This window comes from Ruegeria sp. F5 (assembly GCF_056533845.1).
Window position 1 is genome coordinate 1 of record NZ_JBQFOU010000034.1, and the last position, 26437, is coordinate 26437.

Below are 26437 nucleotides of genomic sequence, written 5' to 3' on the forward strand. Positions count from 1 at the left end.
GTTTCTTGCCGCCGGAAACCTGCAACCGGAGACCGAACGCTCGCTGACTTCACCCGGGGCGTTGCGAACGGAAATCCAGCGCATTGCCGAGTGTGGCTATTCCACCGATGACGAGGAATTCATGACCGGAATGTCAGCCGTTGCCGTCCCCGTCCGGGATAGCCAGGGCAGGTTGGTGGCCGCGCTCGCGGTGCACGCTCCAATTCAGCGGCATGACATAGCCAGCTTGTTGCAATTTCGGCTGGTGTTACTGCGTGGCGCGCAGAAGCTTTCCCAAATGCTCTCAGGCTAGATAAGCGAGATTGCAGCGAATGTCGCGAAAACCAGGCGTTTTGTTAATGCGCCTGTCTCGTGAATTCGCGTGCGCAGCGAATGGCGGATTCGGTGGGTCGCAACGCAGTATCTCAGATCCTTGCTTGATGGCGGTTCTGGGCCGGCCACATCGGAGCGACATAAAACCAACTGGTAGCGGTCACGCGTTGCACCCAGAGGGAGGATCACTTTCGTGAGTTCGTCCCACTGTCGCAGTTCATCCTTTCATCCAGCGTCTTCAGAAGCCTGTTCAAATCTTCGGCTTCTGCCGGAGCTAGTCCCCGTATAAGGCGATGCTGCGTTTCGACATGATCGCCGACGGCTTTCTCGATTGTCGCAAATCCGGGTTCGGTCAAACGGATTAGAAACCCGCGCTTGTCTTCGGGGTTTGGCACCCGCTCGACAAGGCCGTGTTTGACGAGTTGGTCGATGCGATTGGTCATTGTTCCTGACGTCACCATTGTCAGGTCCAGCAACTCACTAGGGGTTAAGCCATCAGGTTTTCCGGATCTGCGCAGGGTCGCCAGAACATCGAAACTGGCGGCGTTCAACCCGTAAGCCTTCCAGGTTCGTTCCATTTCGCCCCGAAGCCTGGCAGTCAAACGTGAAAGCCGGCCGATGATTTCCATCGGCCCGACATCAAGGTCGGGCCGGGCCCTGTTCCATTGAGCAACGATGCGGTCTACGTGGTCCATGCAAGTTACAATGCAGGATTATATCTTGACGTCAAGATAAAAGGATGTATCTTGACGTCAAGATAATGGAGACCTGCGATGAAAAATCTCGACATTGGACTCACAGCCATTGCGCCATTGATATGGGGCAGCACCTACTATGTGACGACAGAATTCCTTCCTGCAGGGTATCCGGTCACGATGGCCGCCCTTCGCGCTCTGCCTGCCGGCCTGTTGCTTCTTGTTCTGGCACCGCGCTTGCCCAAGGGTATTTGGTGGCTGCGCATCTTCATTCTCGGCGCACTCAACTTCACGCTATTCTGGGCCTTTCTGTTTGTCGCAGCCTACCGATTACCCGGGGGAGTTGCGGCCACGGTTGGTGCGGTTCAGCCGCTGATCGTCGTATTCCTCGCCGCACTGCTGCTCGGCACTGAAGTTCGAGTCGCATCCGTGCTGGCCGCCCTGATCGGTATCCTTGGTGTTGGGCTACTCGTCTTAGGGTCAAGTATATCGCTTGATCCGGTCGGCGTGATTGCGGGGGTAAGTGGTGCAGCCTCGATGGCGTCAGGCACAGTCCTGACCCGGAAATGGCAGCCTCCCGTGTCGCTACTTACCTTCACCGCGTGGCAACTGACCGCCGGCGGTCTGTTGCTGGTGCTTCTGGCCGTCTTCATCGAGCCGCCGCTTCCGCCACTGGATTCACGAAACCTCTCCGGCATCGTCTATCTTGCGCTCATCGGGGCCGCGCTAACCTATATCCTGTGGTTCCGCGGCATCTCTCGGATAGAGCCAGGTGCCGTCTCGGTACTTGGTTTTCTGAGCCCGCTTTCCGCCGTCCTGATCGGATGGGTATTGCTGGGGCAGGCGCTGACACAAATGCAGATCACCGGGGCCGCGCTTGTCTTTGTCGCAATCTGGCTTGGTCAAAGGGCGGGGCGCGTTCGCCCGCCCAACCTTCCGAAACATCGCATCCGCAATCCAGTATGAAAGAGAACTCTCATGAAACTCATAGTATTTGGTGCCACCGGCGATGTCGGTTCTCGCGTCGTAACAGAAGGGCTCGCACGCGGGCATCACGTAACCGCAGCTGTTCGAAACGAAGCAGCGCTTGCCAAATTGCCGAAGGGCGTCAGACCGGTCATTGCGGAAGCAACAGACCCAGCAGCCCTCGCCGCCGCCATGGAATCGCAGGATATGGCGATCAGCGCGTTGCGCGCTCCGCCCGGGCGCGAAGGCGAGATCGTCTCTCTGACACGTTCGATCCTCAATGCTGCATCACGCACGGGCCTTCGGGTGATCATCGTTGGCGGCGCCGCGCGACTCCAACTGCCAAACGGCAGTCCACATACGGTTTTGTCAGACCCCAATTTCTTACCTGAAAACATCGTTCCGATCGCCCGCGCATCGATGGCGCAATGGGAACTCTGCGCCACTGAAACATCGGCTAACTGGACTTATGTCAGCCCGTCCGCTCTCTTACAGCCCGGTCGCCGCCGCGGCGTGTTCAGAACCGGTACGGACACGCTGCTTATCGATGAAGCTGGCAAATCGGAGATATCGATGGAGGACTTTGCTGTTGCGCTGGTAGATGAAGCACAATCAGCCAAATTCCCGCGCGCCGCATTCACGGTCGGTTACTAACACTCGTCTCAGACCGATATGGAAAGGCTTTTGAGCTAGATGATTAGCAGGCCGGGCGTTGCCTCAAGGATTAGTCCACCGACCCAAGGCATGGGTCACTGCAAGGCCGACGCAGCTTCTTCCGCGACGCGGTCCTGCGCCTGGCCTAAATTCCGCTCTCAGGTGTAAACGTCCGTTTTGAGGAAGCTGCACTGCAGAGTTGTTCAGATTGATGGATGTCTCTTTTGGGCCGTTCATCGAAGCCAGGCAGTATGCTGTCTACAGGATCGATTTGCTGGCCAACACAACGGTCATGTACCGAAATCAATCGTCGTCCTTGATTGCTTCCGTTTCGATATTGATCGTTACTTTATCGCCGTTAACTTTTCTTGGGTTCATTCAAATAGCTTAAAATAAGGGATTTTGATCTGCATTAAGGTGAAGTTTCTCTGCCGGTGGTACGATTGCACATTCAGGGAGTGAGAAGGAACTTTCGATGCCGACCAAGAAGTCTAAATCTAACCCTCCGTCCAGTCTCATGGACGTGTTCAAGCAAATGCAGCCGCCAATTGCAGGCAATCCGGGCTTTGGCGCTCAGATCGAACAGTTCTGGGATGCACAAGAGAAAATGTTAGAGGAAACAGAGGCCTTTGCACAGCATTGGTTCGAACGCCGTCATGAGGCTGTTCGGACGGCGCTGCGAGCGGCGCGCACTGTGTCGTCGGCGAACCCGTCAGATCCCTCGAAAGCCCTTCAGAGTATGTCGGAATGGCAGCGCCACTCGACTGAGCGGTTGGTCGCTGACGCCCAGGAATGGTTCCAAACCGTATCCCGCTGTGCGGCATATGTTGCTGAAACCGAAGCTGACGCTGTAGAGAAAACAGTCGATGATGTTGCGACCGCGGCAAAAAGTGCGGGGAAATCCTCAAAGTCTGAACCTGTATAGGGTTCCTTCCGCAGCTGATATCAGAATGAAGGCCCAGGAGCCTTAGAAAGGAGTTCGTATGTATAAGAACATCCTGATCCCTGTTGCACTGGACCAAGACCACGACACGCGAGCATCCTTTGAGGCTGCGCGCCAACTAGCCGATGCAGACACCGTGTTCACCGTGGTGCACGTCCAGGAGCCGATTCCGGCATATGTTGGGTCTCAGATTCCAAGCGAAGTACTTGCGAATACGCGGCACGAGGTTTTGGACAACCTGAATGAGAGTGCTTCTGAAATCCCGGGCGCGGAGGCTCGGCTTATCTCTGGGCATGCGGGTAGGGCTATTGTCGACTTCGCAGATGAGAACGATGTCGATTGCATCGTTTTGGCTTCGCACAAACCCGGCTTCGGGGACATTTTTCTTGGCTCTACTGCAAACCGAGTTGTGCATCACGCTAAGTGCTCGGTGCACGTGATCCGCTGATCCGGTTTCGTCCCTGTATACTGATAACAGGTCTGCCCAATGAACGAGAACGGACACAAGGACTGTGCACTCCGTAGCCGCGTTCCTGATGATCGGCATGGGCTTGCAAACTACCTGTTTGAGGAATCCGCATTCAATAGAGTTTGACGTGGGTCAGTTCGTCGTCACGGATTTGTCGACTTACTCCGGTTGGAAGTCTTCATCCAAAACCCGATGATCGCGCATGGCGACCGAAATGATGAGGCGATACTAGTGTAAACACCCTGCCTATGCTCGGCAACTCATGGTCCAAACGCACCCTTGGCTAGTTAAGGTGAGGTGGTCGTGAAAGTTTGGATCAACGACGTTTGCTACAAAGTGCCCAAATCGGAGAAACCAGATGACTGATTTGTCCCCCAAAAAGATTGCTTCCGAAAATGGAGCTACTGCGGCTGGGCTCGGGCAGAATGACACGCGGCACCCTTATGACAAACTTGATCGCGCGACACGTGCTGCGCTCGCCCGAGCCACCGCGGGTGTTTCTCCGCATTCAATTATGGCCACATGGATGGATTGGGCGCTGCATCTCAACCGTTCACCTGGACGTCAGCTCGAACTGACGGAGCGCGCAGCCCGCGGTTTCGCAAAACTCTGGGTCTATGCCAGTGAGATGGCGATCGGGACCAAGTCCGCCCCACCTTTTGAAACGCGCGCTCGGGACCACCGTTTCAGCGCGCCCGGCTGGCAGAAAGTGCCCTATTCGCTGTGGCAACAAGCCTTTCTGAGCGCACAGGATTGGTGGCAGGCCGCAACGGCCGAAATGCCAGGCATCGCCCCCCGCGATGCAGAACGAGCTCAATTTCAGATCCGCCAGGCCCTTGATCTTATCTCTCCATCGAATTTCCCGTGGTCAAACCCGGAAATCTTGAACCGCACCATTCAGACAGGTGGTAGCAATCTGGTAGAGGGTTGGGCCCATTTCCTTGAGGATTTAGCCCATACAATCACGCAAGTGCACGAACCCGCACCTCAGGGCTACGAGATCGGTAAAGACCTCGCCACGACCCCAGGCAAGGTTGTTTATCGCAACGCGCTGTTCGAACTAATCCAATATACGCCCCGCACCAAGAGCGTGCAGGCCGAACCGATCCTTTTTGTGCCCGCATGGATCATGAAATACTATGTGCTCGACCTGTCTCCGGAAAACTCCATGGTACGTTATCTGGTCGACCAGGGCTTCACCGTGTTCATGATATCCTGGGCCAACCCCACGGCTGACGAGGCTGATCTCAGCTTGGAGGATTATCGCGTGAACGGCATTATGGCTGCGATAAACGCCGTTGAGAATATCGTTCCAGGCCAGAAAATCCACGCCAATGGATATTGCCTCGGGGGTACGCTTCTGGCGATTGCGGCTGCGGTCATGCAACGTGATGGCGATGACCGGCTTGCCAGTGTCACACTTATGGCGGCTCAGGTTGATTTCGCTGAGGCCGGCGAGTTGTTGCTGTTCATTGATGACAGTCAGGTTGCTTTTGTTGAGGATCTGATGTGGTTGCAGGGCTGCCTGGACCGACCGCAAATGACGCGGACTTTCACGACAATCCGCGCCGAAGACCTGATCTATGCTCGGGCTGTCCGCCGCTACTTTCTGGGTGAAGATGACCTTCCAACCGACCTGACCGTTTGGAACAATGACACAACACGTATGCCTGCGCGGATGCATTCCGAGTACCTGCGTGGTCTGTTCCTTGAAAACCGACTGAGCGCCGGACGGTTTGCCGTCGAAGGTCGGGTTGTTGCGCTGAAGGATATCCGCGTTCCCATGTTTGTTGTGGGAACGGAATCCGATCACATTGCTCCGTGGCGATCAGTTTATAAGATCAGACTGTTTACGGACGGAGATTTGACTTTTGTGCTGACCAATGGTGGCCACAACGGCGGCATCCTGAGCGAGCCAGGTCACAAGCACCGCCACTATCGGCAGGGCCACAGGCCGGCGGACGCGCTGTATACTTCCCCGGACGAATGGTTCGAGACCACCGAAGTACAGCTGGGGTCCTGGTGGCCCGCGATGGCGGAGTGGTTAAAAAAGCAATCAACTGGCGAAACCGCACCTCCGTTCATGGCTGGAAGACAACGAGGGGCCAATAGACTGCGCAATGCGCCGGGTGAATACGTTCATCAGACCTGAGCCAGCCCAAACGCTGTGAACTCAAGAAAAAAACAATCTCTGCGCGTAGGTCGGTTCTGCCCTTTTAGGGACAGGAATGCGGTTGCCCCGATTGGTGCTGAAAACTTGATCATTCGGCAAAGGCCGATACTTTTAGGCACTGAGCCTGGCCACAGCGTAAACTGCAGATTTTTGTCAGCTCACTTGTGCGACCGAACGCCGAAACAGCATCAAACTTGTTATCGATAGGGCGAGACCCAGAACAGCCATCCAAACAAATTCAGGCCATACCACTTCGAGACCGGCTCCTTTGAAGACGATCGCCTGACTTGCTGACATGTAGTGGCGCGACGGTAGGAACAACGTACCAGCCTGTAACCAAGCCGGTTGGCCTTCAATTGGTGTCTCTCCGCCCGATAGCATCAGCATTGGCAGGACAATTAACATCACCAGGAGCGCAAACTGTGCCATCGAGCGTGCGAGCGTGGCCAGAAAAACCCCAAGTGCCGTCGCGGTAAACAGAAACAGGGCCGTGCCAAACAGGAAAAGTGTTGTTGACCCGGCGATGCTGATGCCCAATGACCCCTGCATAACAAATATCAGCGACAGTCCGGCGGCAACCAGAACAACGGCCGCGTTTGCCCAGATCTTGGCCATCGCGATGTCGAATGGGGCCAATGGCATGGCCAGCAGATGTTCGATTGTTCCGTGCTCTCTCTCGCGGATCATCGCTGCCCCGGTCAAAATAGTCGTCAGCCACATGATTTGCCCGATCAAAGCAACGATACCTGCAAACCGCACCGTATCCCTGTTTGGATTGAATGCGCTTCTCAGAATGACATTGACTGAGGGGGGATTAACGAGATCGACACCAACCGCGAAACGATAGATCTCGGCGCTTAGAATATTGGAGATGTAATTTGCACCTATACCGGCCTGCTCCATAGCCGTGGCGTCGATCAGAACCTGAATCTCTGGCCTTCGCCCGAAGTCGCTACCAAACTAGCGGCACTGGAACAGCGCTTCGGCAAGAAGCCCAATATCGTCTACATCCTGGCCGACGATGTAGGCTACACCGAGTTGGGCAGCTACGGCGGTGGCAAGATCCGAGGCGCCCCGACCAACAACCTCGACCGCATGGCTGAGGAAGGCATGCGATTTCTGTCGTTTTACTCGGAAGTTGAGTGCTCGCCGTCTCGTGGAGCGGTCATGACGGGTCGGCACCCGATCCGCAATGGTCTCTACAACATCACGTTGCCCGGAGAAGTTGGGCGCGGGTTACATGGCGAAGAAGTGACCATCGCGGAAGTATTGTCGAAAGCTGGCTATTACACAGGTTTCTTCGGCAAGTGGCACATGGGTGAGGATGAGGAACATTTTCCGACCAATCAGGGGTTCGATGAAGCCGAATGGTCTGAGGACAATCCTCCCTGGTGGGTCGCTAACTGGGAAGCCAGCGCCGATGAGGATGCGGGTGGTTTCAACAACAGGGGCATGATCAACTCTCCCGGTCCCGAGGGTTTTCCTTACGACAACGGCGGCGTGATGCGTGCGCAACGCGGAGAAGAGCCGGAAATGGTCTATCGCTACAGTCTGGAACGCTACAACACTTACGATTCAGAGGTTGCAGACAATGTCATCGACTTCATCGAACGTCGGGCAGATTCAGATCAGCCTTTCTTTGTGAACTTCTGGGGCAAGGGAAACCATTTCTGGGGTGCGCATCCGGATTTCCGAGATACACCGGCACAATCCAACTCATCTGCTCAGATGGTTGAGCACGACTACAACGTTGGGCGCGTGATCAAGACGCTCGTTGATCTGGGCATCGCGGAAAACACGTTAGTCATCTGGAACTCCGACAACGGTCCGATGTACACCGTGCATCCGCATGGCGGCTACTCTCTGCTGCCCGGGACGAAGGGTGAAACCAGAGAAGGCGGCATTCGGGTTCCCGCTTTGGCCTGGTGGCCCGGCATGATCGAAGCCGGACAGGATCCTCTGGATCTTGTGCAGATAACCGACTGGTTCATGACGATGGCGCGTTTGGCGGATGCTGAAGATTACATTCCCACGGATCGGGTGATCGATGGTGTAGATCAGAGCGGGCTCTTACTGCTTGGAGAGGGTGCTGGGCGCCGGGACTACATATTTCATTATAACCGCGATCAGCTTGAAGCGGTGCGCAAGGACCAGGTCAAAATGAACCTCAAGCCAAACAAACCGGATTTTCATTTTTACGAGATGTTCAACATCTACCATGATCCGGCCGAGCGCTTTCCCAATGAAATCCAGAATGGCCTCTGGGCAGGTCCCGGTCTTACCAAGATGATCCAGGATCATTTCGCGCTGATCCAACAGTTTCCACACCGCGTGTTGGAAGGGTACTATCGGGATTTCGACCGATCCTTCGATCCTGAACCAACACCCGTTTATACCCCGCAGAAAACTGTTGATTGGTAAACCGAAGTGTCCACACAGTATTCTGACCGCATGCACGATTGTCTCTGACCTACTGTCGTAGCCGCCTTGGACGCAGGCGGCCCATAAGCGACGTTCATGGTTCTGTCGCAAACTTATTGGATGGCAGAGCATCATTGGGATTGGTGGGCAGTTTAGCCTGCCAGTTGGACGAATTGCTGAAACGGCCGGAGTCCGGGCGTGAATTGATCTTTGCGGATCATATTGACCAATTCTATGCCTGCCAGGACAGATGCGGCTGAAGCGAAGGATTTGAAGCCGAGCATGGGCCTGATCCGCCGTTTGATGAATCGATGGTCTTGTTCAATGATATTATTGAGGTACTTTCGCCTCACCATCTCAATCGGTATTGGGCAACCAAAGCCTTTCAGCATCTTGTTTATAGCTTTGATGCCGGCCGTGTTGGCCCCGCTTTTATCGATGACGATCTTACACGGCAGCCCGTTTGCTTCGAGCGCGCGGGCAAAAAACTTCGTTGCTGCAGCTTTGTTTCTGCGTTTGGACAGCATGAAATCAAGCGTTTTGCCGAACTTGTCGATCGCGCGATAGAGATACACCCACTCACCTTTCACTTTCACATACGTCTCATCCATGCGACAAGAACGATCCACAGCGCGCTTTCGATATCGCGCTGCTTCCGTTACGAGCCCGGCATATTTTCCTACCCATCGGTTCAGCGTCGCATGATCCAGATCGACGCCTCGTTCGGCCATGATTTCTTCCAGATCCCTGTAGGAGACACCGTAGCGCAGGTAGAAGAAGACCGCGTGTAAGATAACGTCTTTTGGAAAATGCGCGCCTTTAAATGAGCTTGTCACGGTTTGCTCTTGTCATAGCCGAGCGCGCGCTATCAGAACTGCAATCGGAATGACAGTTGGGAGCAGAGTTTGCGACAGAACCTGCTGAACTGGCCATCTAAACACAGCCATACCTGGTGAGCATTCAGACTTAAGAAAAGAATGCGACAAAACCAACACCAATTCACCAACCATCATGGTCGCGAAAAAAGGCGGCAAGCTACATCCTGCGGAGCTGAACCTTAATCATCCGGGGCACGGTACAGGATCGTGCCGCCGTCGCCACAGGCGTGATACCGACCCCGCCCGTCCACCGCGACGGCCCGCAATCCGGCTGTCGTCCCGGTCGGGTCCAGATGCCAGCGCTGCCCGTCGAACCGAGCGGCCGCGCCGGCGGCCCCAACGGCCACCGCATCCTGAGTGGTTCCGGTGATCGCCAACAGGTCATTGCGGGCACGGACCGGAGTGATGGTCCAGCGTGTTCCGTCAAAATGCCCGATCGTTCCGGACAAGCCGACAACGAATATATCGTCCAGAGATCGGCCCCAGACATCAAACAAAAAATGTTCGGTCCCGGCGTTGAACTCATCCCAGCGCTGCCCGTTCCAGCGCATGATCTGGCCGAAGTCACCTACAGCCAGCAAGTGTTCTGCGTCCATGCCCCAAAGCCCATACAAGGCGCTTTTGGTGCCCGAGGGCATACGTTCCCAATCCGCTCCGGTCCAATGCAGCACCAGGCCCTCGTCACCAGCCGCAAAAATCTGGCCCTTGCCGTCCGACCATAGCGACAGCAGCGTGATGTCCATGTGCAGATCGAATTGCTTATGCCAACGGGTGCCATCGAAATGGTGAATCTCGCCCAGCTGCCCGGCGGCCAGCAAGCCGCCATCCGGCGCGCGGGTCAGGTCGTGGATGCCCTGATCCCCGACGGGGGGCAGCGCCTCCCACTGGCCGCGGTCCAGAACCAGAACGGCGCCTTCCTCGCCGCAGGCATATAGCTCATCCCGCCCTGTATCGTGCCACATGCCCCAAAGCTGGCGATCCGTGCAGCTGACGGTTTCAACCCAGTTCTCCGGTTCCGCCCCTGGCTGAATGCTGGGAGCAAAGCAGCTCAGCGCCTGATCGTCGCCCACAAGAAGCGTGCCGAAATCGCCCACGGCCATGGCCTCGCCCGATGGCAGCGGCACAAGACCCAGCAGATCATGCCCCGTTCCGCTTTGAAGCCGGTCGATGCGTGCGTCGCGGATAATGTGGATTTGCCCGCTGTCGCCCAGCGTTAGCACCCCTTGGGCCGACCGCCCGAGGGCGCGGAAACGGCTGAAATCCTGCGCGGGGAACAGGTGTGCAAACCCGTCGCCGTCCCATTTGATCAAATCTCCGCGAAAGCCGTTGGCATCGACAAAATAGCGCCCCCCACACAGCAGAACGCCACCATCTTCCAGAGCCAGCGCCCCTGTGAAATTCGAGGCGACAGGGCAGGACAACGTAGTCCAGACACCTTCGCCATCGCGCAGCAGAACCGTCCCGTCACCGCCCGCCGCCATCACGCGCCCGTCGTTCAGGCGGATCACGGTTCGCAAGTGCGCGCGCGTGCCGGAGTCTTCGGTGTCCCATTCGGAGCCATCGAAATGCAGGATGGTGCCCCGATCCCCGACGGCCCAGGCCTGGCGGGTTTCGGTACCGCAGATCCCGAACAGCGGGGTGTTTTCGGGCGTGGTCGGGTATTTGCCTTCGGGATCCACGACGCAACCGCGCACCTTGTGCCATGTCGCGCCGTCATACCGCAGGATCAGACCCATCCACCCCACGGCCCACAGGTCATCCCGGGAGCGACCCCAGAGCGAATGGATCGGAACCGGCGCGGGGTTGGGCATCCGTTCCCATGTCCGGCCGTCGAAATGGGTGATGAGACCGTCATCCCCCACGACGAACAGCCCATCTTCGTCGGCCCAGCCACCCCAGAACACGTTGCCCGGTCCGGTCGGCAGCCCCTCGACCGCGTACCAGCCCTTTATTTCGGTGGGCCGCGCCCCAAATCTGCCGCGCAGCAAGCCTCGGCGCGAGATCATTTCGGAGGTTCCATCCATTTATCCGCTATCCTTCTCTGCCCCGGTAGCCTGTTTCAATCGAGTGGCCTCGGCGTCCACCAACTCGGCCAGTTCAGCGCTCAGGCCGTGGGCGGCCAACGCGTTCTGCAGGTCGCTGTTTTGCAAGTTTTCGGCGAACACCTCAGGCATCGCCGCCGCAACCGAGCGGTGAAAATCGCGCCGCCCAAGCGCCGCCACCGACCGGATGGCAGGGTCAAAGGCTTGGGCAACGGAACTTTGGGGCATGACCGCGACGACGGGCGCGCCGCTGTCCGATCCCATGGCAAGGTCGGGCGACAGGGGTATCTCGGCCAGCTTGTCGATCCCCAACTCGTCCAAAGCCTGCGCGATGCCTGCATCGGGAAACAGGTGAAATTCCTCGTGGCAGTGGGGGCATTGCACCCCCGCCATGTTCACGATCGCGCCCACCACCGGCAGCCCGCGTTCCTTGCAGAACCGCCCGGCCTTGAGGCTGTCCATTTGCGCCACCGCCTGCGGCGAGGTCACCAATACGGCAGTGGTGTTGCTGCCTTCCAGCATGTCGCAAAGGGTGATCAACTCATTCCCGGTGCCCGGAGGCATGTCGACGATCAGGAAATCCAGCGCGCCCCAGTCGAAACTGCCGATCAGGTGGTGGATGAAATCGTGCTTATAGGCATCGCGCCATACAATCGGGGTCGTGTCATCCCCGAGCATGAAGGCCAGCGAGCCGACGCGGACCGGATGGCCCAACCCTTCGGCGCCATAGTCATGCGTGTCCAGCCCGGATTGCGAGGTGCGAATCTTGGCTCCGGCAAAGCCGAAGAACCGGCTTTGGTTCGGGCCGTGGATATCGGCATCCGCGACGCCCACGCGGAACCCGTCGCGGGCCAGCCCGGCGGCAAGGTTGGCGCTGACGGTGCTTTTGCCAACACCGCCCTTGTTGGCCAGAACCACGATGATCTGGTCGATCTGTTCCAGACGGTTTTCGATCAGAACCTTGTTGTGGTGGGGCTTGTCCAGCCTGCATTCAGCCTCGCGCGGGCAGAACTGGCAGGCGTGGCCCAGACCGCAATCGGTTTTGACCACGCTTGCCTTTTCTTCAGGGGTCAGGAAATCCACGGCTTACTCCGACGTCATATCAAGCAGAATCCAGCCGTCTGAGACGCGCTTTAGCCCGTCGCGTTCCTTGTCGGCACCCTGCCAGACGGCAAAGGCCATCGGCACCGTGTCGCGGGTCAGAGAGGCATTATGCGCGCCCTCGGATTCGATCGGGCGCGACATGACAACCGTCCATTCGTTCGGATCACCGTCATTGTTGAAATACTGGCTGTCGCCGCTGACGGGCTGTTCGTCCAGCATCGTGGTGCTGCCCGGCCCTCCGGCGGCAAGGTTTTGCACGGTGTTGCCACCGGGCTGCCAGTACCAGATGTTCACCGCACTGTCCGGCCCGTCGCCCATGACATATGAGGTATCATCGGTGCCAAGCGCAAACTGCACCGCCGCGCCATCGCGGAACTTGTCGAACGCAGTCGCCGCGTTCGGGGTGTCATCGACCCAGCGCAGGCGCACATAGAATCGCTCGGACGTGCGGGCCAGCGTCATGTACAGAAAGCTGGGCTCGGCCTCGTAATTGACCCGCAGCTCGACCGATTCATGCACCGCCGGGGCGGGCGACATCGACACGCGGTATTCGGGCAGCCGGTCCCAGATGATGTCATCGGGGTCATTCACGCGGCGCAGGTAAATCCCGTCGGGGATGGTCGAGACTTTGACGCTGTCATACGCCTCGAGCAGTTTGACATTGGCATCCGCCAGCTTTTCCGAGGCCGCGATTTGCGGCGTGGACAGCAGTGCAAGGGCGGTCAGGCATGTGATCGTTTTGTGCATCTGTGATCTCCTTATCCCCATAGATTCTGAGCGGGCGTCGCGGTCTGAGAGGTTTCGGCGCGGGGTGCATCGGGGTCGCGGAACGGGCCGACGCGGGCCTCGAGTTCATGAATCTGCGCCTCTGCCCAGCTGTGCAGGTCCTGCGCCAGTTGCATCAGCGTCGGGTCCAGCAGCGGCACCTTATGATGGCGCAGCAGCCCGGCCACCGCGTCCAGCGTCGGACCAAAATAGCGACACAGAAAGTCGCGCTGCGCTCGCCGATAGCCCGAGGCATCCTTGCCCTCGCGCAGCGCGCGCGCCTCAAGATGACACAGCACCGACATCAGTTCGAACATGCTGGCCATGTGGTCGGGTTCGTCGTTGCGCCCTTCGTCCGAGGTTGCTGCCTGCAGCCCGAAATGGCGGTAGAACGCGGCGATGTTCAGCATGAAAACGGGCCGCGTCAGCCCGGCAAGGATATGTTCGTGATCCCCGGCCAGAAGGGCGGCTGTGGGCTTGCCGCCAAGCCCGTGTAGAAAGGCGCGGATATATCCCGCCTCAAAGCTGTCATAGTCGGGTGAGGGCGGCATTTTGGGCCAGCCGGCACCGGTGACATCCGTCCAGGCCGCGCTGAACGCCGCCTGAAACTCGCCCGAGGCGATGGCCTGATACAGGTCCCGCGAGGGGTGCCCAAAGGCCAGCGCCGCCAGACGCCAGATCGTTTCCTTGGCCTGCGCCCGCGCGGGGCTGTCACCTTTGGGCGGGGGAGATGAGAGAGACACCGACATCAGCTGAGCTTGAACATTTCGGCGTGACGATAGCCGATCAGAGTGTCCATCAGCTCACTTTCACCGCCCTCGGCCTTTTTGGCGCGCTCGGCGGTGATCGTCTCAAGCGCAGCGCTGACGCCGTCACCGAAAAGGCTTTCCAGATACTCCAGCGGCACGCGGGACTCAGTCGTGGTATCGCCGTTTTCGTCCAGCTTGGGTGGCGAGAGCGGCGGCACATAGAACACGTTTGGCTTGGTGCCCATCTCGGGATGCAGCGGCAGCGCCACCTTGTATTTGTCGACCAGCGTATGAATGGGGCCCTCTTCATCATCGCGGTACCCGATCCAGCGGATGCGACCGACACACTGCTTGGCGCAAGCGGTGGGCAGGCCCTTTTCAATGCGCGGATAGCAGAAGATGCATTTCTCGGATTTCGAGATTTCCTCGTTGAAATACACTTTTTTGTAGGGGCAGGCCGAGACACAATAGCGGTAGCCGCGGCAGCGTTCCTGATCGATCAGAACGATCCCGTCCTCTTGCCGTTTATAGATCGCATTGCGCGAACAGGCGGCCAGACAGGCCGGATTTTCGCAATGATTACAAAGCCTTGGCAGGTAGAAGTAATAGGTGTTGGGGTATTCGCCCTCACCCTCATCCTCGTCCCAGTTGGCGCCCCAGGTGGGTTTGACGTTCGGGCGCAACCAAGGGTCGGTGCCGGTCATCAGCGCCTCTTCATAGTTGTAGTCCCACGGGACTCCGTAATCTTCGGCGCTGGGTTCGGTGCCCAGCCGCAGGGCACCGTCGGCGTCGAAGCCGCCGCCCATGTCGGCATAGTTCTTGGGATAGCCGGTGCCGGGCATGGTTTCGACGTTGTTCCAGTACATATATTCGCGGCCATTGCGGTTGGTCCACTGCAGCTTGCAGGCCGATGTGCAGGTGTGGCAGCCGATGCATTTGTTCAGGTCCAGCACCATTGACAGTTGACGTTTCACAGCCATGTCTTATTCCTCCCTCTTGCGCGGCGTTTATGCCGGCTCCACGTCAATGCCGCTTTCGTGGGCAAGCTGGTTTGCGTTCCATTTGAACAGCTTGAACCCAAGATGCCCCCAGCCCCCCGCCAGTTCGAGCGGCTGGATCAGCGTGGCCATGGTGTTGTTCATGGGTTTCATCTGCTGGTATTGATGCGGTTCCCAGCCATGTTCCATCATGATCGTTTTGTCGGGCAGGCTGGGATAGAATTTGGCCTGGGCAAAGAACTCACCCGCGCTGTTGAAGATGCGGACGTTCGATCCGTCGGTGATGCCCTTTTCGGCGGCCAGTTTGGGGTTGATGTAGATGTTAGGCTCACCCCGTTGCAGGCGCATCATGAACTTGTTCGACCGCCAGTTGGAATGGATGCCCCAGCGGGTGTGCGGCGAATAGAAGGACAGCGGGAAGTTCGACGCCTCGGCCCCCGCGTGGTGCTGCGCCGTCGGGACGGTCGCGCCCATCTTCTCGAACGTTGGGTGGTCGCAATAGAAGGTCACGCGGCCCGTCAATGTTTCATAGGGTTTCTTGTCGACGGTCTGGGCGACGAACGGGTTATAGGGTTCATCCGGCGGGATAGGCTGGTTGTTGCCGCCTTCGGCATTCATCACGATGAAGCCCTGCTCGGCGGCCTCTTCCAGTGACACTCCGCCCATCTCGGGGCTGTTATCAACCAGCCATTTGGTTGCGTCATAGTCCGTCAGCAGGGTCTGGTTCATGGTGTAGTCATCGTAGATCGTGTGCAAATCACGGGTGACATCGCCGTCCTGATAGCCTTCGGTGATCCCGCGCGCGATGGCGCGTTCCTGGATCTTCTGGGACAGCAGGGCCATGATCTCCCAGTCGGGCTTGGCCTCGCCGATCGGATCGACGGGGCGCGAGAAGACGTTGATGAACCGATGGAACCCGACTGACCGCAAATCCCACGCCTCGTAATGGCTGGCGGCGGGCAGCAGATAGTCGGCCCATTGCGCGGTGCTGTCCATGCGGACGTTGATATCGACGAACAGTTCCTCGACCTCGTGCAGGATACGGTCGCGGTACTTGTCGGCGAATTTGTTGCGGCGGAACTTGTTATCCGCGATCGAGATCAGCCCTTTGACGTCGCCGCTATAGGGCATCCAGCCTTCCGAGATGCTTTCATCGATCATCTCTTCCATCTCGTCGACGTTAAAACCCACACGCTCTTTCAGCTTTTCGGAGTCGAAATACTCGCGGGCGTGTTCGATCATGTGGCCGCGCTGGAACTCACCCAGCCCGCCGGGTTCCAGACGGGGGAACTTCTCGAACCCGTAAAGTGCAAGGCTGAGCCACGGCACGTGTTTCCAATCGATCCACGAGGTGTCCATGCCGCCCGTCTTGCCGCCATGTCCGGTCAGTGCCAGCACCAGCGCCTGCGACCAGCCGGTGTAAATGCCGTTCGAATAACGCCCGACATTGAAGCCCAGCATCAGGATCGCCTTTTTCGCGGCAGCAATGGCGCGGGCCTCGCCGCGCACGGTTTCGGCAGCAATTCCGGTGGTTTCGACCATGGCCTCGGGCGTGTATTTCGCTGCCTCCGCCCGAACGTTTTCGAAAACAGTCGTGACCTCGATCCCTTCGACCGTGAAAGTGCCCTCAAGCGCCGGGTCGATACCCTCAAGCGCGATGGTCTTTTCCTCGGACCCCATCGAGCCCTTAAGCATCACGGCTGCGTTGCTGTTCAGATCCCAGTGATAAAAGTTCTGATCCGAGCCGCCATCGACCAGATCCGCCTCGCGCAGCAGCTTGCCGTTATCCGTGCGCACCAGCACCGGCAGGTCGGTTTGTTCCTTGACGAAATCGGCCTTGTAGAGCCCCTCTTCGAGGATCACGTTGACCATGGTCATGGCCAAAAATGGGTCGGCCCCCTGTTTGATCGGCATCCACAGATCGGCGTGGATCGACGAGGGGTTATAGTCCGGGGCCACCGACACGACGCGCGCGCCGTTATATTTGGCCTCCCACAGGTAATGCGCGTCGGGGATGCGGGTGGCGTTCGGGTTGAATAGCGACATCATGATATAGTCGGCATCGAACCACGCATCCGAGGTAAAGCTTTCAAGCGGATTGCCATAGGCCAGATGCGCGCCGGTGTTCAGGTCGCCCACGTCGGTGAAAATGTCCAACTGCACCCCGCCCACCAGCGAGGCGAACCGATAGGGCGCCGCGAACCGGACCATCGACAGGTTCCCGGACCCGGTATGGGTCATCAACTGACCCGGCCCGTGATTTTCGAAAATGTCGATGATCTTGTCGGCGATTTCCTCGGTGATGTCGTCCCATTCCATGCGCTGCCACTTGCCTTCGCCGCGTTCGCCGATGCGCTTCATCGGGTACCGCAGGCGGTCGCCCTCATACATGGCGGCGGAATGGATCGAGCCCTTTTGGCACCCGCGCGGGTTGGCATCCGGCACGTTGGGATTGATCTGCGGGTACTTGGCCAGCTGTTCTTCGCGGATGACAATGCCGTCCTTGACGTACACGTCGAAGGCACAATTGCCGACGCAGTTGATGCAATGGGCCGCCTTGCCGATCTTGTCCCATGCGAATTCGCGGCGATACAAGTCTTCCCAGTCGCGATAGGGGTATTCCTCGGCCAGGGTGTCCTCGATCGGTTCCAGCCGGTTCAGGGACCATGCCTGATTTGCAGCCAGCACGCCGGCCCCCGCAAGTGATGATGTCTGCAAAAACTCACGACGCTTCATGCGCAGCATAGTCTTCCTCCCTATGGCTGGTCGCCCATTTCAATGGGTCGTGTGGCTGACATTCACGATAGCGAATGGCAGCCGCGCAAAGGCAGCGAAGTTGTTATGAGATGTTAACGAGTTGTTAACATCACCCATAAGGGGTTCCCGGAGGCCGATAATGGTGGTGTTATCAGGGGCAAGCCCCGCCGGACCGGCGGGCCAATGAACCGGTCGCGGATGCCAACCGATACAGATCAAGCCACGTCGTCCGGGTTCGGACGAAACAGCCAGATCACGGCGCTGACAGATTATCTGACGCAGCGCCTTGAGCCGTTGGTCGATCAATCAATCGAGATTGCCAAGACCAACGGATACGCCCCCTTCACCACCACGATCCGAGCCGCCTGGGTCGAGGCCATCGTCAGCGTGACGGATTCACTGGCCCAGTATCTGGCCGACTCCGAGAACGCGCCCGCTGGCCCGATGGCAACGCTGGACTATGCTCGCGACCCGCGCTTTTCGCGCATGCGCCTGATCGCTCGGCAGCATCGGGCGCTTGGCATCACATTGCAGATGTATGTGGGCCTGTTCAAACACTTCCGAAACCTCTACCTGTCCGAACTGACCCATATGCCCGGCGGCATGAGCGAAGATGAAGCCTCGCTCGTGCGGGACTTTTTCGACGAGGTCGAGCTGAGCATCAGCGCGGATTGGAACGACAAAAGCGACAATCTGCGCCTGCGCGAGTTGCAGGAACGGTCGCGCGCGGTCACGCTGGACAAGGACAGGTATTTTGCAATCTTCGAAAGCCTGCAAAGCGCCGCGTTCCTGCTGGACCGTGACAGTCGGCTTGTGAACGCCAACCAAGCGTCGGCCGAACTGTTTGTCGGCCGCGATGCGCAGGCCGGTGACGTGATCTATCTGCGGTCGATGCGCAGCCGGAAGAAGAACCTGCAATCGGTTGTCGACCAGATCATGACCAATGCGCAATCCTCGGACGGGCCGATCTGGATGGATACGCTGGACGGGCCGAGATGTTTCAACATCCGCACCCGAACCCTGCACGACTCGGTCGAGAATATGGCGATCGGCCATGTCGTGCTGCTCAACGATGTGACCGAGTTGCAGCGCAAGGCCGAACAGGCCCGCCAGTCGGAACAGGGCATGTCGCGGTTCCTGGCCACCATGAGCCACGAAATCCGGACGCCTCTGCACGGGGTTCTAGGCGCTGCCGAATTGTTGCGCACCGCGGATCAGGCCAGCGGGGCGACTTATCTGGATATCATCGAGGGGGCGGGCAAGTCGCTGCTGCAAACACTCAGCAACGTGTTGGACTATTCCAAATTCCAGAATGAACCCCCGGTCCCCCGCCCCGCCCAGGTCGATCTGCATGAAGAGATCCGTGTTTTCGGCGATATTGCCACCATCGGGCAGAACGTGGCGCAATCGCCCTTGCATGTCGAAGTCGATGCCCGGATTCCCAAGGCCGTGTGCATCGACTGGGGTATGACGCAGCAGGTTCTCAGCAATCTGGTCTCAAACGCGCAGAAAGCTGATGACGGGCGCGGCGTTGTCGTGTCGGTTGGCCGTGTCGAGGACAAAACCGGACGGGATGTGCTGCGCGTTGATGTCTCGGACCACGGGCCGGGCATATCCCGCGCCGCCGCCGCCGCTTTGGAAAGCCCGTTCCGCAAGGCGATTGCGCGCGATACCGGCAACGGCGGGTCCGGTTTGGGGCTGGCAATCTCGCATTATCTGGTCGAGGCGATGGAAGGCCGGATCAGCTATGAAAATCTTGCAGATGGCGCACGGGTGTCGTTCGACGTGCCGCTGATGCAATCGGAATGGCAAACCTCGGACGAGCCCGCCGAGGCAGAGCCGGTTGCCCCCATGGCGCAGTTCTGCCTGTTGGTTGACGACGATCCCATCGGCGCTTTGGTGACGGCGCGCCAACTGGAACGCATTGGCCTTGTGGTTACACGGGCCGCCACCGTGCATGAGGCAGAACAGCTGGCCCGGCAATGCGCGTTTGACGTATTTGTCGTCGATTATCTGCTGCCGGATGGCGATGGGCCTTCGCTGGTGAAGGCGCTGAAGCGCAAGTCGGGGACTTCGGCGCGGTTTCTGGCGCTGACGGCAAATGTCGAAGCTCTGGCCGGGCAAACGCAGGATTTTGACGAGGTTCTTGCAAAACCTGCCGGACAGGTCACTCTGGCCTCAGCAATCTTTGGGTCGCGATCCCGGGCTTATGCGGCCTTGTCCGCCGGGCAAGGCGATTTCGACGGGTTGCAGGGGCTAGCACCAGAAACGGTCGTCGCAATGATAGAAACCTTCGACGCTAGCTGGTCCGAGTTCCGGCAGACACTCACCCAAGCCGGGCCGGATACCCCGCGGCCCGCTTTGGCCTTGTCCGCACATCGCCATGCCGGAAGCTGCGCGGTTCTGGGTTTGACCGAGTTGGAGGCCGCATTGCGCAAGCTTGAAGCAGTTTGCAACGCGGATGCAGCTGCGTGCCTGACGCCCTTTCTGCCGGCCTTAGACAAAGATCTGGCCGACGTGCCCTCGTGGCTGCGGCTCAAGGCTGTTTGGGGGGTGAAATGAGCATCAGGCTTTCCACAAAGCAGCCGTCGGATATCGGCACGCACAGGGTTCTGTGCATCGAAGACGACCCGATCGTTCAGCTGATGCTGCGAGACATCGTTGGGAACTCTGGTGCCGAATGCCGTATCGTCGCTTCAGCCTGCAAAGCCGAAGAAGAGCTGGCCGCGTCCCGGTTTGATCTGGTCCTACTGGACCGCAGGCTGCCCGACAGCGACGGGTTGTTGCTGTTGCAATCCATCAAGAAAAGCAGCGATTGCCCGGTCATGATCCTTAGCGCCATGGACGACACCCGCGACAAACTTCTGGGCCTTGGGTTGGGGGCCGAAGAATACATCACCAAACCGTTCAACCCGCTGGAGCTGAGCAGCCGCATCCGGCAATTGCTGAACACCCGGCCTGGCACGGCCACCAACCGGAAACCGGAACGGTTCGTGGCGGCAGGCATGTCCTTTGACCCCCGCAGCCGCCGTCTTGAGGCCCAGGGATGTTCCGCAATTCTGGCCCCCGCCGAAGCCCGGCTGCTGCACATCCTGCTGCAGCACGCGGGCGAGGTTCAAACCCGCGATGAACTGTCGAAATTTGCCTGCGCCCGGGAATGGACCCCGGGGGACCGGACGATTGATGTGTTGATCAACCGCTTGCGAAGACGCCTGAAAGCACTGCCCGCCGAAATCGTAACAGTTCACCGCATGGGCTATATGCTGGATGTCGAGCTGGGGATCTGAAAGGATCTGTCGCAAGTTCCTTTGAAAGCGCGGCTTGAGAGAACAAGTCCAAAAGTGTTGAATTGGGTGTAAGGTGGTTTACGCGTCAGACCGAAGTTGGCCACCGCCCGTAGAGGCAGCTTAGGTCCCGAAGGTATGAAACAGATTTCGCTTTGGTCTTCGACTATCATCTTAGGCGCCTACCGACCGAAAAATTAGTGCGCTTCCAAGATACTACAGAAAACGTTCACCCAATTTGAGATGCATCAAGGGCTGAAAAAAACCAGTGTTCTGTAACTCACAAAGCGTCAAATACCATTTCACTCAAACCGATAGGCCATTCAAGCAGCCTCTACGCGTCACTATCCGTTAGTTCACGCGACCAACTCAGTTGGCCACGATCAGCATCAGGCATTCGCTGCTCTTCCCTCCAAGCCCAATTTCCACGGTTCACGTAAACTGAGCATTTGGTATGATTCACGACCCTGTTCGCAGTCGAGCCGAGGAAGATATCCCCGAAACCCGTCTCTTACCGTTTGGTACTGCCAAGAAAAGCAAACCAATAGGCCAGGGCCACTCCTCCCGCCCCGCCGACAATGTTGCCAAGAGTGACCCACAATAGGTTGGTCGCTGCGGCGAAAATCGGCACAGTTGCCCCCGCCGCCCAGCCCTGCGGGAAGAAATACATGTTCGCAATCGAATGCTCGAGCCCCAGCAGCACAAATGCTGTGACGGGCCATAAGACAGCCAGGACTTTGCCGGCAACGCTGCGGGCGGCGAAAGACAGCCACACGGCCAGGCAGACCAGCCCGTTGCACAATGCGCCACGGGCGAAGGCCTCCATCGGTTCCAACCCTGCTTTGGCATCGGCGATCCTCATGGCAGTGCTGCCCATCGGACCCTCAAGCAGGCCGGTCAGGGCGAAGGCAAATGCAAGCCCGACGGCACCCGTGAAGTTTCCGGCGTAGACGATGCCCCAGCTTCGGAACAGCAGCCGCAGCGCTATCTTGCGGTCGACCGCTGCGATCACCATCAAAACATTACCGGTAAACAACTCTGCCCCACCTGCGATCACCAGGATAAGTCCTAAAGAAAATACTGCTCCACCCAGAACGCGGATCGGCCCCACAGCGCTGTCTGCTCCCGTGACCGCCATCGTATAGGCCGCTGCGCCAAACCCTATGAACGCTCCGGCTAGCATCGCAAGAACGAACATGGGCGCCACTGGCAATTTTGCCTTTGCGACTCCGGCAGTCTCAACCAACGCCGCGATTTCAGCGGGTTTGTGGGCATCGAACGAGGCCGGTGTTTTCATGTGGGGCTCCATAGTGTGCACGGATCTACGTAGCAGGGGTTCACAGCATGTCTTCTGACCTGAAACTGGTGCGCAAAAAAAGGGAGCTCACTCGTGGTTTGGGTAATGTCGCCTAACACAATTTGGTGCGCGGTCATGTCCAGAAGCACCCATGAGCCCTTTTTTAGCTCCCGCTTTCATGCCGCTGACCTCAAGCAGCGTAAGTATTTTTCCATTTGCGCGGTCGGGAATTCAGCGTCACGGAGTAGCTATCGAATCTTAGTTCTGTCACGAGACTTCAATGCAAAGCTTTAGGATCGTCATCGTTTTTGCGCCGATTTGGGACTAAGTTTGAAGCCTAGGCAACGGTTAATACCGCACAAGTGGCATTGCGACTGATGCCTTGAGAGGTGCTCCCTTGAATTAGGCTACCTATGCTACCCAATCCGCGGCGGCCCGTCACAATCAGGTCCGCCGTGCATTGCTCGGCGCATGCAATGATCTCGTCGACCGGATCACCGCGTTGGATATGCGCTTGAGAAACCGCCTGATTGTACTCTTCGGCAATCTCTTTACCCGCGGAAATGATCTTGTCGGCTGCCAGCTGCACCTCTTCGTCTGAAGGCATTGTCGTGACCGCGTGATAACCAGCAACCGCGCCCATTGCGAACGCCACGGTTTGCGGCTGAGGTGTATGAACCAGGTTAATCTGGGAGCCATATTTGCTTGAGATATCACAGGCAAGGCGCAGTGCTGCTTCTGACGCCTCCGATCCATCCAAGCCAACCACGATCGTTTTGAACATATCGCGCTACCTCCTCAATGAGGGTTTAGTATGGGTGAAATTGCGCAAAACAGCTTTGACACAAATCAACATTTCTCGCTGCAAATTCGAGCGCAGTCGTCCGTCCATTTCCAGTGGCTCCATGGGACCTGAACCAACTTTTAAATTCGCTGGGTTTGCAAGTGGGTCATGCCAAAGGGATGTGTCGCAAACCTCCTGACTGGATCGACGAGCGACGTTTGTTCTCAGCGTATGGTTATTTGACAAGTTTTAGCATGATCTCTTTGAAAGGCTTCGATTTCCCCAAGGATGCAGTTTTGTACGCTGTGTACTTATATTTGCGGTACACAGAGTCGTATCGGTATTTGGTAGAGATCATGGCCGAACGCGGCGTGAAAGTGGACAACGCCACTCTCAATAGGTGGGTCGTGAAGTATTCAACGATACTCACAGCCAGAGCGCAATCAAAGAAACGAACAACGCTGAGTTCCTGACGCATGGACGATACATATATTCGTGTGCGCGGAAGGCTTCGCATCTCCATAAGGTTCCGCCGACAGTGTTTCGGCAGGTCAGAGGCCGGACACATGACTGCACCCAATCAGACGCTCCAATGCTCTGAACTCGCTTGATGTAAACGGGGCATCCACAAGAAAACTATGTTCATTTGGGATCGGGCAGTAGCCTTTCGCGTAGACATATTACACTTAGTTTGGCGCTCAAAGAGCAGTCAGCAACTAGAGACCTTTTCGACATCCTTCAGGGCTTATCTTCTGGACCAGGTTTGATTTTGCACTCGTAAAAAATCCGCGCGGTACAAACTCGGCAGATACCATTGTCCACGTTTGCAACAGCGGCTCTGATCGCATCGGATTACCGTCTTTCTGGTACTTGCAGCACTAACAACGAACCCCTGAGTCCATTGATCCATGTCATGGACTGTTTCGTTGTCCCAAGCTTATTTGAATGCGAGCGGAAAAGGAGAAGTGCCATGCTAAAAAATACTGTCGCCGTATTCTTTTTGGTGTGTCTTGTGGTTCTTGGTGCATGTGAAAAAAGTAGCGATACCTATCCGATTTCTGGGGAGCAGTGCGGCCCAGAAGACCCAGTGAAGACATTGGATGCCAGAGATTGTTTAATTCCACCTGCGTAAACCAATGCAGAGTAACTCCGTGCTTCAAGGCAATACTAAACGATTACTTCGCGGAAGCTGTTGACGTAGTTGAACGCCATGGCGGTAACCTTCTGAAGTTCATGGGAGATGGAATGCTTGCCATCTTCGATATCAATCAAGTTCCGGACGCTCGCCGCGTCGCAATTCACGCGGTAGCGGAGTTGCGAGATACTTTTGAGGAACTCAACCAACGACGGTAGGCGGATGGTTTGCCAACGACCGGCTTCACTCTTTTGTTGCACGCAGGCGACGTTCTTTACGGCAATACTGGCGGTAGGTCTCGCTTAGATTTCACAGTGGTCGGTCCAGCGGTAAATACAACTTCGCGCATTTTAGGTATGTGCAGCGCGCTTGATCAGAACAATGTGGTTTCCGACAAGGTGGCGGGCGGCTTGGTGGGGTCCATTCCAAGTCTTGTGTCGCTGGGGCGATACAGATTGCGCGGCATCGCTGAAAGACAGGTGCTGTTTACGATAGACTAAACACGAACTGAAAGGCGCCACCTAAACAGAGTAGAACCGTGACCGCAGTGTACCGGTGTGCGTAAGGATTGCGACTTTGGGCCGCGATGGCCCCCTGTGGCGCACGTATCAAACGAACATTGTCCCTTTTTCTACCGTTGGATGCTCTCAAGATAGAATAACAGTCCGGCGAGCTCTCGCGGCGTCGGAGTTAGAACGCCGTCGATATCGACTGGGACAAGGTCTTCTGCCATCGCTCCGCCAAACTCTGGCATCACCCGGGAGAGGTGGCTGTTTTGCGGATCGCCATAGATGTAACTCAAGGCACGTGCTTGCGGAAAACTGCCACCGTTTCTCTCGCTGAGTGTGGTTAGATCCGGTGGAGTAACAGGTAAACTGGCAGCTTCCGGACCACTCCCTCGCCCATCGATGCCGTGACAAGACTGGCAATTGGCCAAGAAAAACGCTTCGCCGTCAGCACGTGTGGGCATCGCATTGTCTTCCCGAACGAGTTCCGAACACGATGCCACAAGCGTTGTCATGAGCCACACTAAACCGAGCCGGCGACAATTGATCATTAGCATCTCCTTTTCTGGTGAGAGACGAAGGCACATCTCATTTCTCGGGCAAATAAGACTGTCTTCATTAAATGAATCAAAATGGTTGGAGCACCCGAGTCTTTTTTCTCACCAAACGCGGCGATGAGCTCTCTGGACTCGACTTGGAGCCCACGCTGTCGTGTCACGTGAAGTAACCTGCAATCTAGTTTGTTCTTTTTCGTGCCTCAGGATGTAAGGCCGCTCCAAGAATATGTTCAGATCGGTGTATCACGTGATTTGCCTGCCCAACTATCAACGGGTCCGGTGCTCCGACAATCTCAAGGTCCTTTCCAGGGTAGTCCAAAGTAGACAAAAAATGACGCATACAATTCAGGCGGGCCCGTTTCTTGTCGTTGGATTTGACGATAGTCCACGGAGCATCCGCGGTGTCCGTGTAAAAGAACATCGCTTCTTTTGCCTCGGTATAGTCTTCCCATTTGTCGAGACTGGCCTTGTCAATTGGTGACAGTTTCCATTGCTTCAAAGGATCTGTCTCGCGACTTTTGAACCGGTTTTTCTGCTCCGATTGCGTGACCGAAAACCAGTATTTGTAGAACCGTATGCCTGATCGAACGAGCATGCGTTCCAGCTCAGGAGCTTGTCTCATAAACTCCAGATACTCGTTGGGATCACAAAACCCCATCACCCGCTCCACGCCTGCTCGGTTGTACCAGGAGCGATCAAAGAAAACCATTTCACCAGATGTAGGCAGCTCCTGAACATAGCGTTGGAAATACCATTGCCCACGCTCTTCATCCGTTGGCTTGTTCAACGCGACAATTCGAGCCGCTCGCGGATTTAGGTGCTCCATAAATCGCTTTATCGTACCACCTTTGCCAGCGGCATCACGTCCTTCAAAGAGCAATGCGAATTTCTGTCCGGTCTGCTGTGCCCAAATCTGGACTTTGAGCAGCTCTGCCTGGAGCTTAGCTT

At 57.2% G+C, this 26437-nt stretch carries 22 protein-coding genes and 2 pseudogenes; 10 read left to right on the top strand and 14 right to left on the bottom strand.

Annotation, left to right across the window (positions count from 1 at the left end):
• Positions 1–292 (top strand): IclR family transcriptional regulator domain-containing protein (locus tag ACR0K1_RS24460; RefSeq protein ID WP_480852162.1); only part of this gene is annotated, 292 nt, incomplete at its 5' end.
• A gap of 205 nt (positions 293–497) precedes the next feature.
• Here the strand turns inward: ACR0K1_RS24460 and ACR0K1_RS24465 are convergent.
• Positions 498–1007 (bottom strand): MarR family winged helix-turn-helix transcriptional regulator, encoded by a 510-nt coding sequence (locus ACR0K1_RS24465; RefSeq protein WP_480852163.1) that lies wholly within the window; start codon positions 1005–1007, stop codon positions 498–500.
• A 78-nt stretch (positions 1008–1085) separates the two neighbouring features.
• On the opposite strand from ACR0K1_RS24465, the gene ACR0K1_RS24470 reads away from it, so the two are divergent.
• The 5 genes from ACR0K1_RS24470 (at position 1086) to ACR0K1_RS24490 (ending at position 6191) form a co-directional block, all read left to right on the top strand.
• Complete coding sequence (locus ACR0K1_RS24470) at positions 1086–1973, top strand: EamA family transporter (protein WP_480852164.1); 888 nt, start codon at positions 1086–1088, stop codon at positions 1971–1973.
• A 12-nt stretch (positions 1974–1985) separates the two neighbouring features.
• Positions 1986–2627 (top strand): NAD(P)-dependent oxidoreductase, encoded by a 642-nt coding sequence (locus tag ACR0K1_RS24475; protein WP_480852165.1) that lies wholly within the window; start codon positions 1986–1988, stop codon positions 2625–2627.
• Between the two features lie 475 nt (positions 2628–3102).
• Positions 3103–3552 carry a phasin family protein gene (locus ACR0K1_RS24480; RefSeq protein WP_480616999.1) on the top strand — a complete coding sequence of 150 codons (450 nt, stop codon included), beginning with the start codon at positions 3103–3105 and terminating at the stop codon, positions 3550–3552.
• Positions 3553–3610: 58 nt separating this feature from the next.
• Positions 3611–4018: a universal stress protein gene (locus ACR0K1_RS24485; protein ID WP_480616998.1), complete on the top strand. Its 408-nt coding sequence runs from the start codon at positions 3611–3613 to the stop codon at positions 4016–4018.
• A gap of 379 nt (positions 4019–4397) precedes the next feature.
• The gene (locus tag ACR0K1_RS24490) at positions 4398–6191 is read left to right on the top strand and encodes a PHA/PHB synthase family protein (RefSeq protein ID WP_480852166.1); all 1794 of its coding nucleotides are present in this window, start codon (positions 4398–4400) and stop codon (positions 6189–6191) included.
• A gap of 174 nt (positions 6192–6365) precedes the next feature.
• Here ACR0K1_RS24490 and ACR0K1_RS24495 read toward each other — a convergent pair.
• A pseudogene (locus tag ACR0K1_RS24495) lies at positions 6366–7145 on the bottom strand (ABC transporter permease); the annotation flags it as partial.
• 66 nt (positions 7146–7211) lie between these two features.
• On the opposite strand from ACR0K1_RS24495, the gene ACR0K1_RS24500 reads away from it, so the two are divergent.
• Positions 7212–8633 carry a sulfatase-like hydrolase/transferase gene (locus ACR0K1_RS24500; RefSeq protein ID WP_480852181.1) on the top strand — a complete coding sequence of 474 codons (1422 nt, stop codon included), beginning with the start codon at positions 7212–7214 and terminating at the stop codon, positions 8631–8633.
• Between the two features lie 152 nt (positions 8634–8785).
• Here the strand turns inward: ACR0K1_RS24500 and ACR0K1_RS24505 are convergent, their stop codons facing one another.
• The 7 genes from ACR0K1_RS24505 to ACR0K1_RS24535 form a co-directional block, all read right to left on the bottom strand.
• Complete coding sequence (locus tag ACR0K1_RS24505) at positions 8786–9469, bottom strand: IS6 family transposase (protein ID WP_480852167.1); 684 nt, start codon at positions 9467–9469, stop codon at positions 8786–8788.
• Positions 9470–9690: 221 nt separating this feature from the next.
• Positions 9691–11535: a WD40/YVTN/BNR-like repeat-containing protein gene (locus ACR0K1_RS24510; RefSeq protein ID WP_480852168.1), complete on the bottom strand. Its 1845-nt coding sequence runs from the start codon at positions 11533–11535 to the stop codon at positions 9691–9693.
• Positions 11536–12636: a P-loop NTPase gene (locus ACR0K1_RS24515; protein ID WP_480852169.1), complete on the bottom strand. Its 1101-nt coding sequence runs from the start codon at positions 12634–12636 to the stop codon at positions 11536–11538.
• A gap of 3 nt (positions 12637–12639) precedes the next feature.
• Positions 12640–13404, bottom strand: a complete 765-nt coding sequence (locus tag ACR0K1_RS24520; RefSeq protein ID WP_480852170.1) for an ethylbenzene dehydrogenase-related protein — start codon at positions 13402–13404, stop codon at positions 12640–12642.
• An 11-nt stretch (positions 13405–13415) separates the two neighbouring features.
• Positions 13416–14171, bottom strand: a complete 756-nt coding sequence (locus ACR0K1_RS24525) for a molecular chaperone TorD family protein (RefSeq protein WP_480852171.1) — start codon at positions 14169–14171, stop codon at positions 13416–13418.
• Positions 14171–15151, bottom strand: a complete 981-nt coding sequence (gene clrB / locus ACR0K1_RS24530; protein ID WP_480852172.1) for a chlorate reductase subunit beta — start codon at positions 15149–15151, stop codon at positions 14171–14173. The genes ACR0K1_RS24525 and clrB overlap by 1 nt, the downstream gene beginning before the upstream one ends.
• Before the next feature lie 27 nt (positions 15152–15178).
• Positions 15179–17914, bottom strand: a complete 2736-nt coding sequence (locus ACR0K1_RS24535) for a molybdopterin-dependent oxidoreductase (RefSeq protein WP_480852173.1) — start codon at positions 17912–17914, stop codon at positions 15179–15181.
• Positions 17915–18124: 210 nt separating this feature from the next.
• On the opposite strand from ACR0K1_RS24535, the gene ACR0K1_RS24540 reads away from it, so the two are divergent.
• Positions 18125–20488 (top strand): ATP-binding protein, encoded by a 2364-nt coding sequence (locus ACR0K1_RS24540; protein ID WP_480852174.1) that lies wholly within the window; start codon positions 18125–18127, stop codon positions 20486–20488.
• Positions 20485–21213 carry a response regulator transcription factor gene (locus ACR0K1_RS24545; protein ID WP_480852175.1) on the top strand — a complete coding sequence of 243 codons (729 nt, stop codon included), beginning with the start codon at positions 20485–20487 and terminating at the stop codon, positions 21211–21213. The genes ACR0K1_RS24540 and ACR0K1_RS24545 overlap by 4 nt, the downstream gene beginning before the upstream one ends.
• A gap of 508 nt (positions 21214–21721) precedes the next feature.
• Here ACR0K1_RS24545 and ACR0K1_RS24550 read toward each other — a convergent pair.
• Together ACR0K1_RS24550 and ACR0K1_RS24555 are read right to left on the bottom strand one after the other, a co-directional pair.
• Positions 21722–22507, bottom strand: a complete 786-nt coding sequence (locus ACR0K1_RS24550) for a formate/nitrite transporter family protein (protein WP_480852176.1) — start codon at positions 22505–22507, stop codon at positions 21722–21724.
• Between the two features lie 337 nt (positions 22508–22844).
• Positions 22845–23291 (bottom strand): universal stress protein, encoded by a 447-nt coding sequence (locus tag ACR0K1_RS24555; protein ID WP_480852177.1) that lies wholly within the window; start codon positions 23289–23291, stop codon positions 22845–22847.
• A gap of 254 nt (positions 23292–23545) precedes the next feature.
• Between ACR0K1_RS24555 and ACR0K1_RS24560 the strand changes: the two are divergent.
• Positions 23546–23761: pseudogene (locus ACR0K1_RS24560) on the top strand (IS6 family transposase); the annotation flags it as partial.
• A 697-nt stretch (positions 23762–24458) separates the two neighbouring features.
• Here ACR0K1_RS24560 and ACR0K1_RS24565 read toward each other — a convergent pair.
• The 3 genes from ACR0K1_RS24565 to ppk2 all read right to left on the bottom strand — a co-directional run.
• The gene (locus ACR0K1_RS24565; protein ID WP_480852178.1) at positions 24459–24686 is read right to left on the bottom strand and encodes a hypothetical protein; all 228 of its coding nucleotides are present in this window, start codon (positions 24684–24686) and stop codon (positions 24459–24461) included.
• 371 nt (positions 24687–25057) lie between these two features.
• A complete protein-coding gene (locus ACR0K1_RS24570) occupies positions 25058–25483 on the bottom strand; it encodes a c-type cytochrome (protein WP_480852179.1) in 426 nt (141 codons plus the stop codon).
• Between the two features lie 184 nt (positions 25484–25667).
• Positions 25668–26437, bottom strand: a 770-nt coding sequence (gene ppk2 / locus ACR0K1_RS24575; RefSeq protein WP_480852180.1) for a polyphosphate kinase 2, incomplete at its 5' end; no start/stop codon positions are given.

What these genes read in the sequence shown, in the direction of transcription:
- ACR0K1_RS24465 (WP_480852163.1), bottom strand. Translation starts at nt 1,007, where the DNA reads ATGGACCACGTAGACCGCATCGTTGCTCAATGGAACAGGGCCCGGCCC.
- ACR0K1_RS24470 (WP_480852164.1), top strand. Translation starts at nt 1,086, where the DNA reads ATGAAAAATCTCGACATTGGACTCACAGCCATTGCGCCATTGATATGG.
- ACR0K1_RS24475 (WP_480852165.1), top strand. Translation starts at nt 1,986, where the DNA reads ATGAAACTCATAGTATTTGGTGCCACCGGCGATGTCGGTTCTCGCGTC.
- ACR0K1_RS24480 (WP_480616999.1), top strand. Translation starts at nt 3,103, where the DNA reads ATGCCGACCAAGAAGTCTAAATCTAACCCTCCGTCCAGTCTCATGGAC.
- ACR0K1_RS24485 (WP_480616998.1), top strand. Translation starts at nt 3,611, where the DNA reads ATGTATAAGAACATCCTGATCCCTGTTGCACTGGACCAAGACCACGAC.
- ACR0K1_RS24490 (WP_480852166.1), top strand. Translation starts at nt 4,398, where the DNA reads ATGACTGATTTGTCCCCCAAAAAGATTGCTTCCGAAAATGGAGCTACT.
- ACR0K1_RS24510 (WP_480852168.1), bottom strand. Translation starts at nt 11,535, where the DNA reads ATGGATGGAACCTCCGAAATGATCTCGCGCCGAGGCTTGCTGCGCGGC.
- ACR0K1_RS24520 (WP_480852170.1), bottom strand. Translation starts at nt 13,404, where the DNA reads ATGCACAAAACGATCACATGCCTGACCGCCCTTGCACTGCTGTCCACG.
- ACR0K1_RS24525 (WP_480852171.1), bottom strand. Translation starts at nt 14,171, where the DNA reads ATGTCGGTGTCTCTCTCATCTCCCCCGCCCAAAGGTGACAGCCCCGCG.
- clrB (WP_480852172.1), bottom strand. Translation starts at nt 15,151, where the DNA reads ATGGCTGTGAAACGTCAACTGTCAATGGTGCTGGACCTGAACAAATGC.
- ACR0K1_RS24535 (WP_480852173.1), bottom strand. Translation starts at nt 17,914, where the DNA reads ATGCTGCGCATGAAGCGTCGTGAGTTTTTGCAGACATCATCACTTGCG.
- ACR0K1_RS24540 (WP_480852174.1), top strand. Translation starts at nt 18,125, where the DNA reads ATGCCAACCGATACAGATCAAGCCACGTCGTCCGGGTTCGGACGAAAC.
- ACR0K1_RS24545 (WP_480852175.1), top strand. Translation starts at nt 20,485, where the DNA reads ATGAGCATCAGGCTTTCCACAAAGCAGCCGTCGGATATCGGCACGCAC.
- ACR0K1_RS24550 (WP_480852176.1), bottom strand. Translation starts at nt 22,507, where the DNA reads ATGAAAACACCGGCCTCGTTCGATGCCCACAAACCCGCTGAAATCGCG.
- ACR0K1_RS24555 (WP_480852177.1), bottom strand. Translation starts at nt 23,291, where the DNA reads ATGTTCAAAACGATCGTGGTTGGCTTGGATGGATCGGAGGCGTCAGAA.
- ACR0K1_RS24570 (WP_480852179.1), bottom strand. Translation starts at nt 25,483, where the DNA reads ATGATCAATTGTCGCCGGCTCGGTTTAGTGTGGCTCATGACAACGCTT.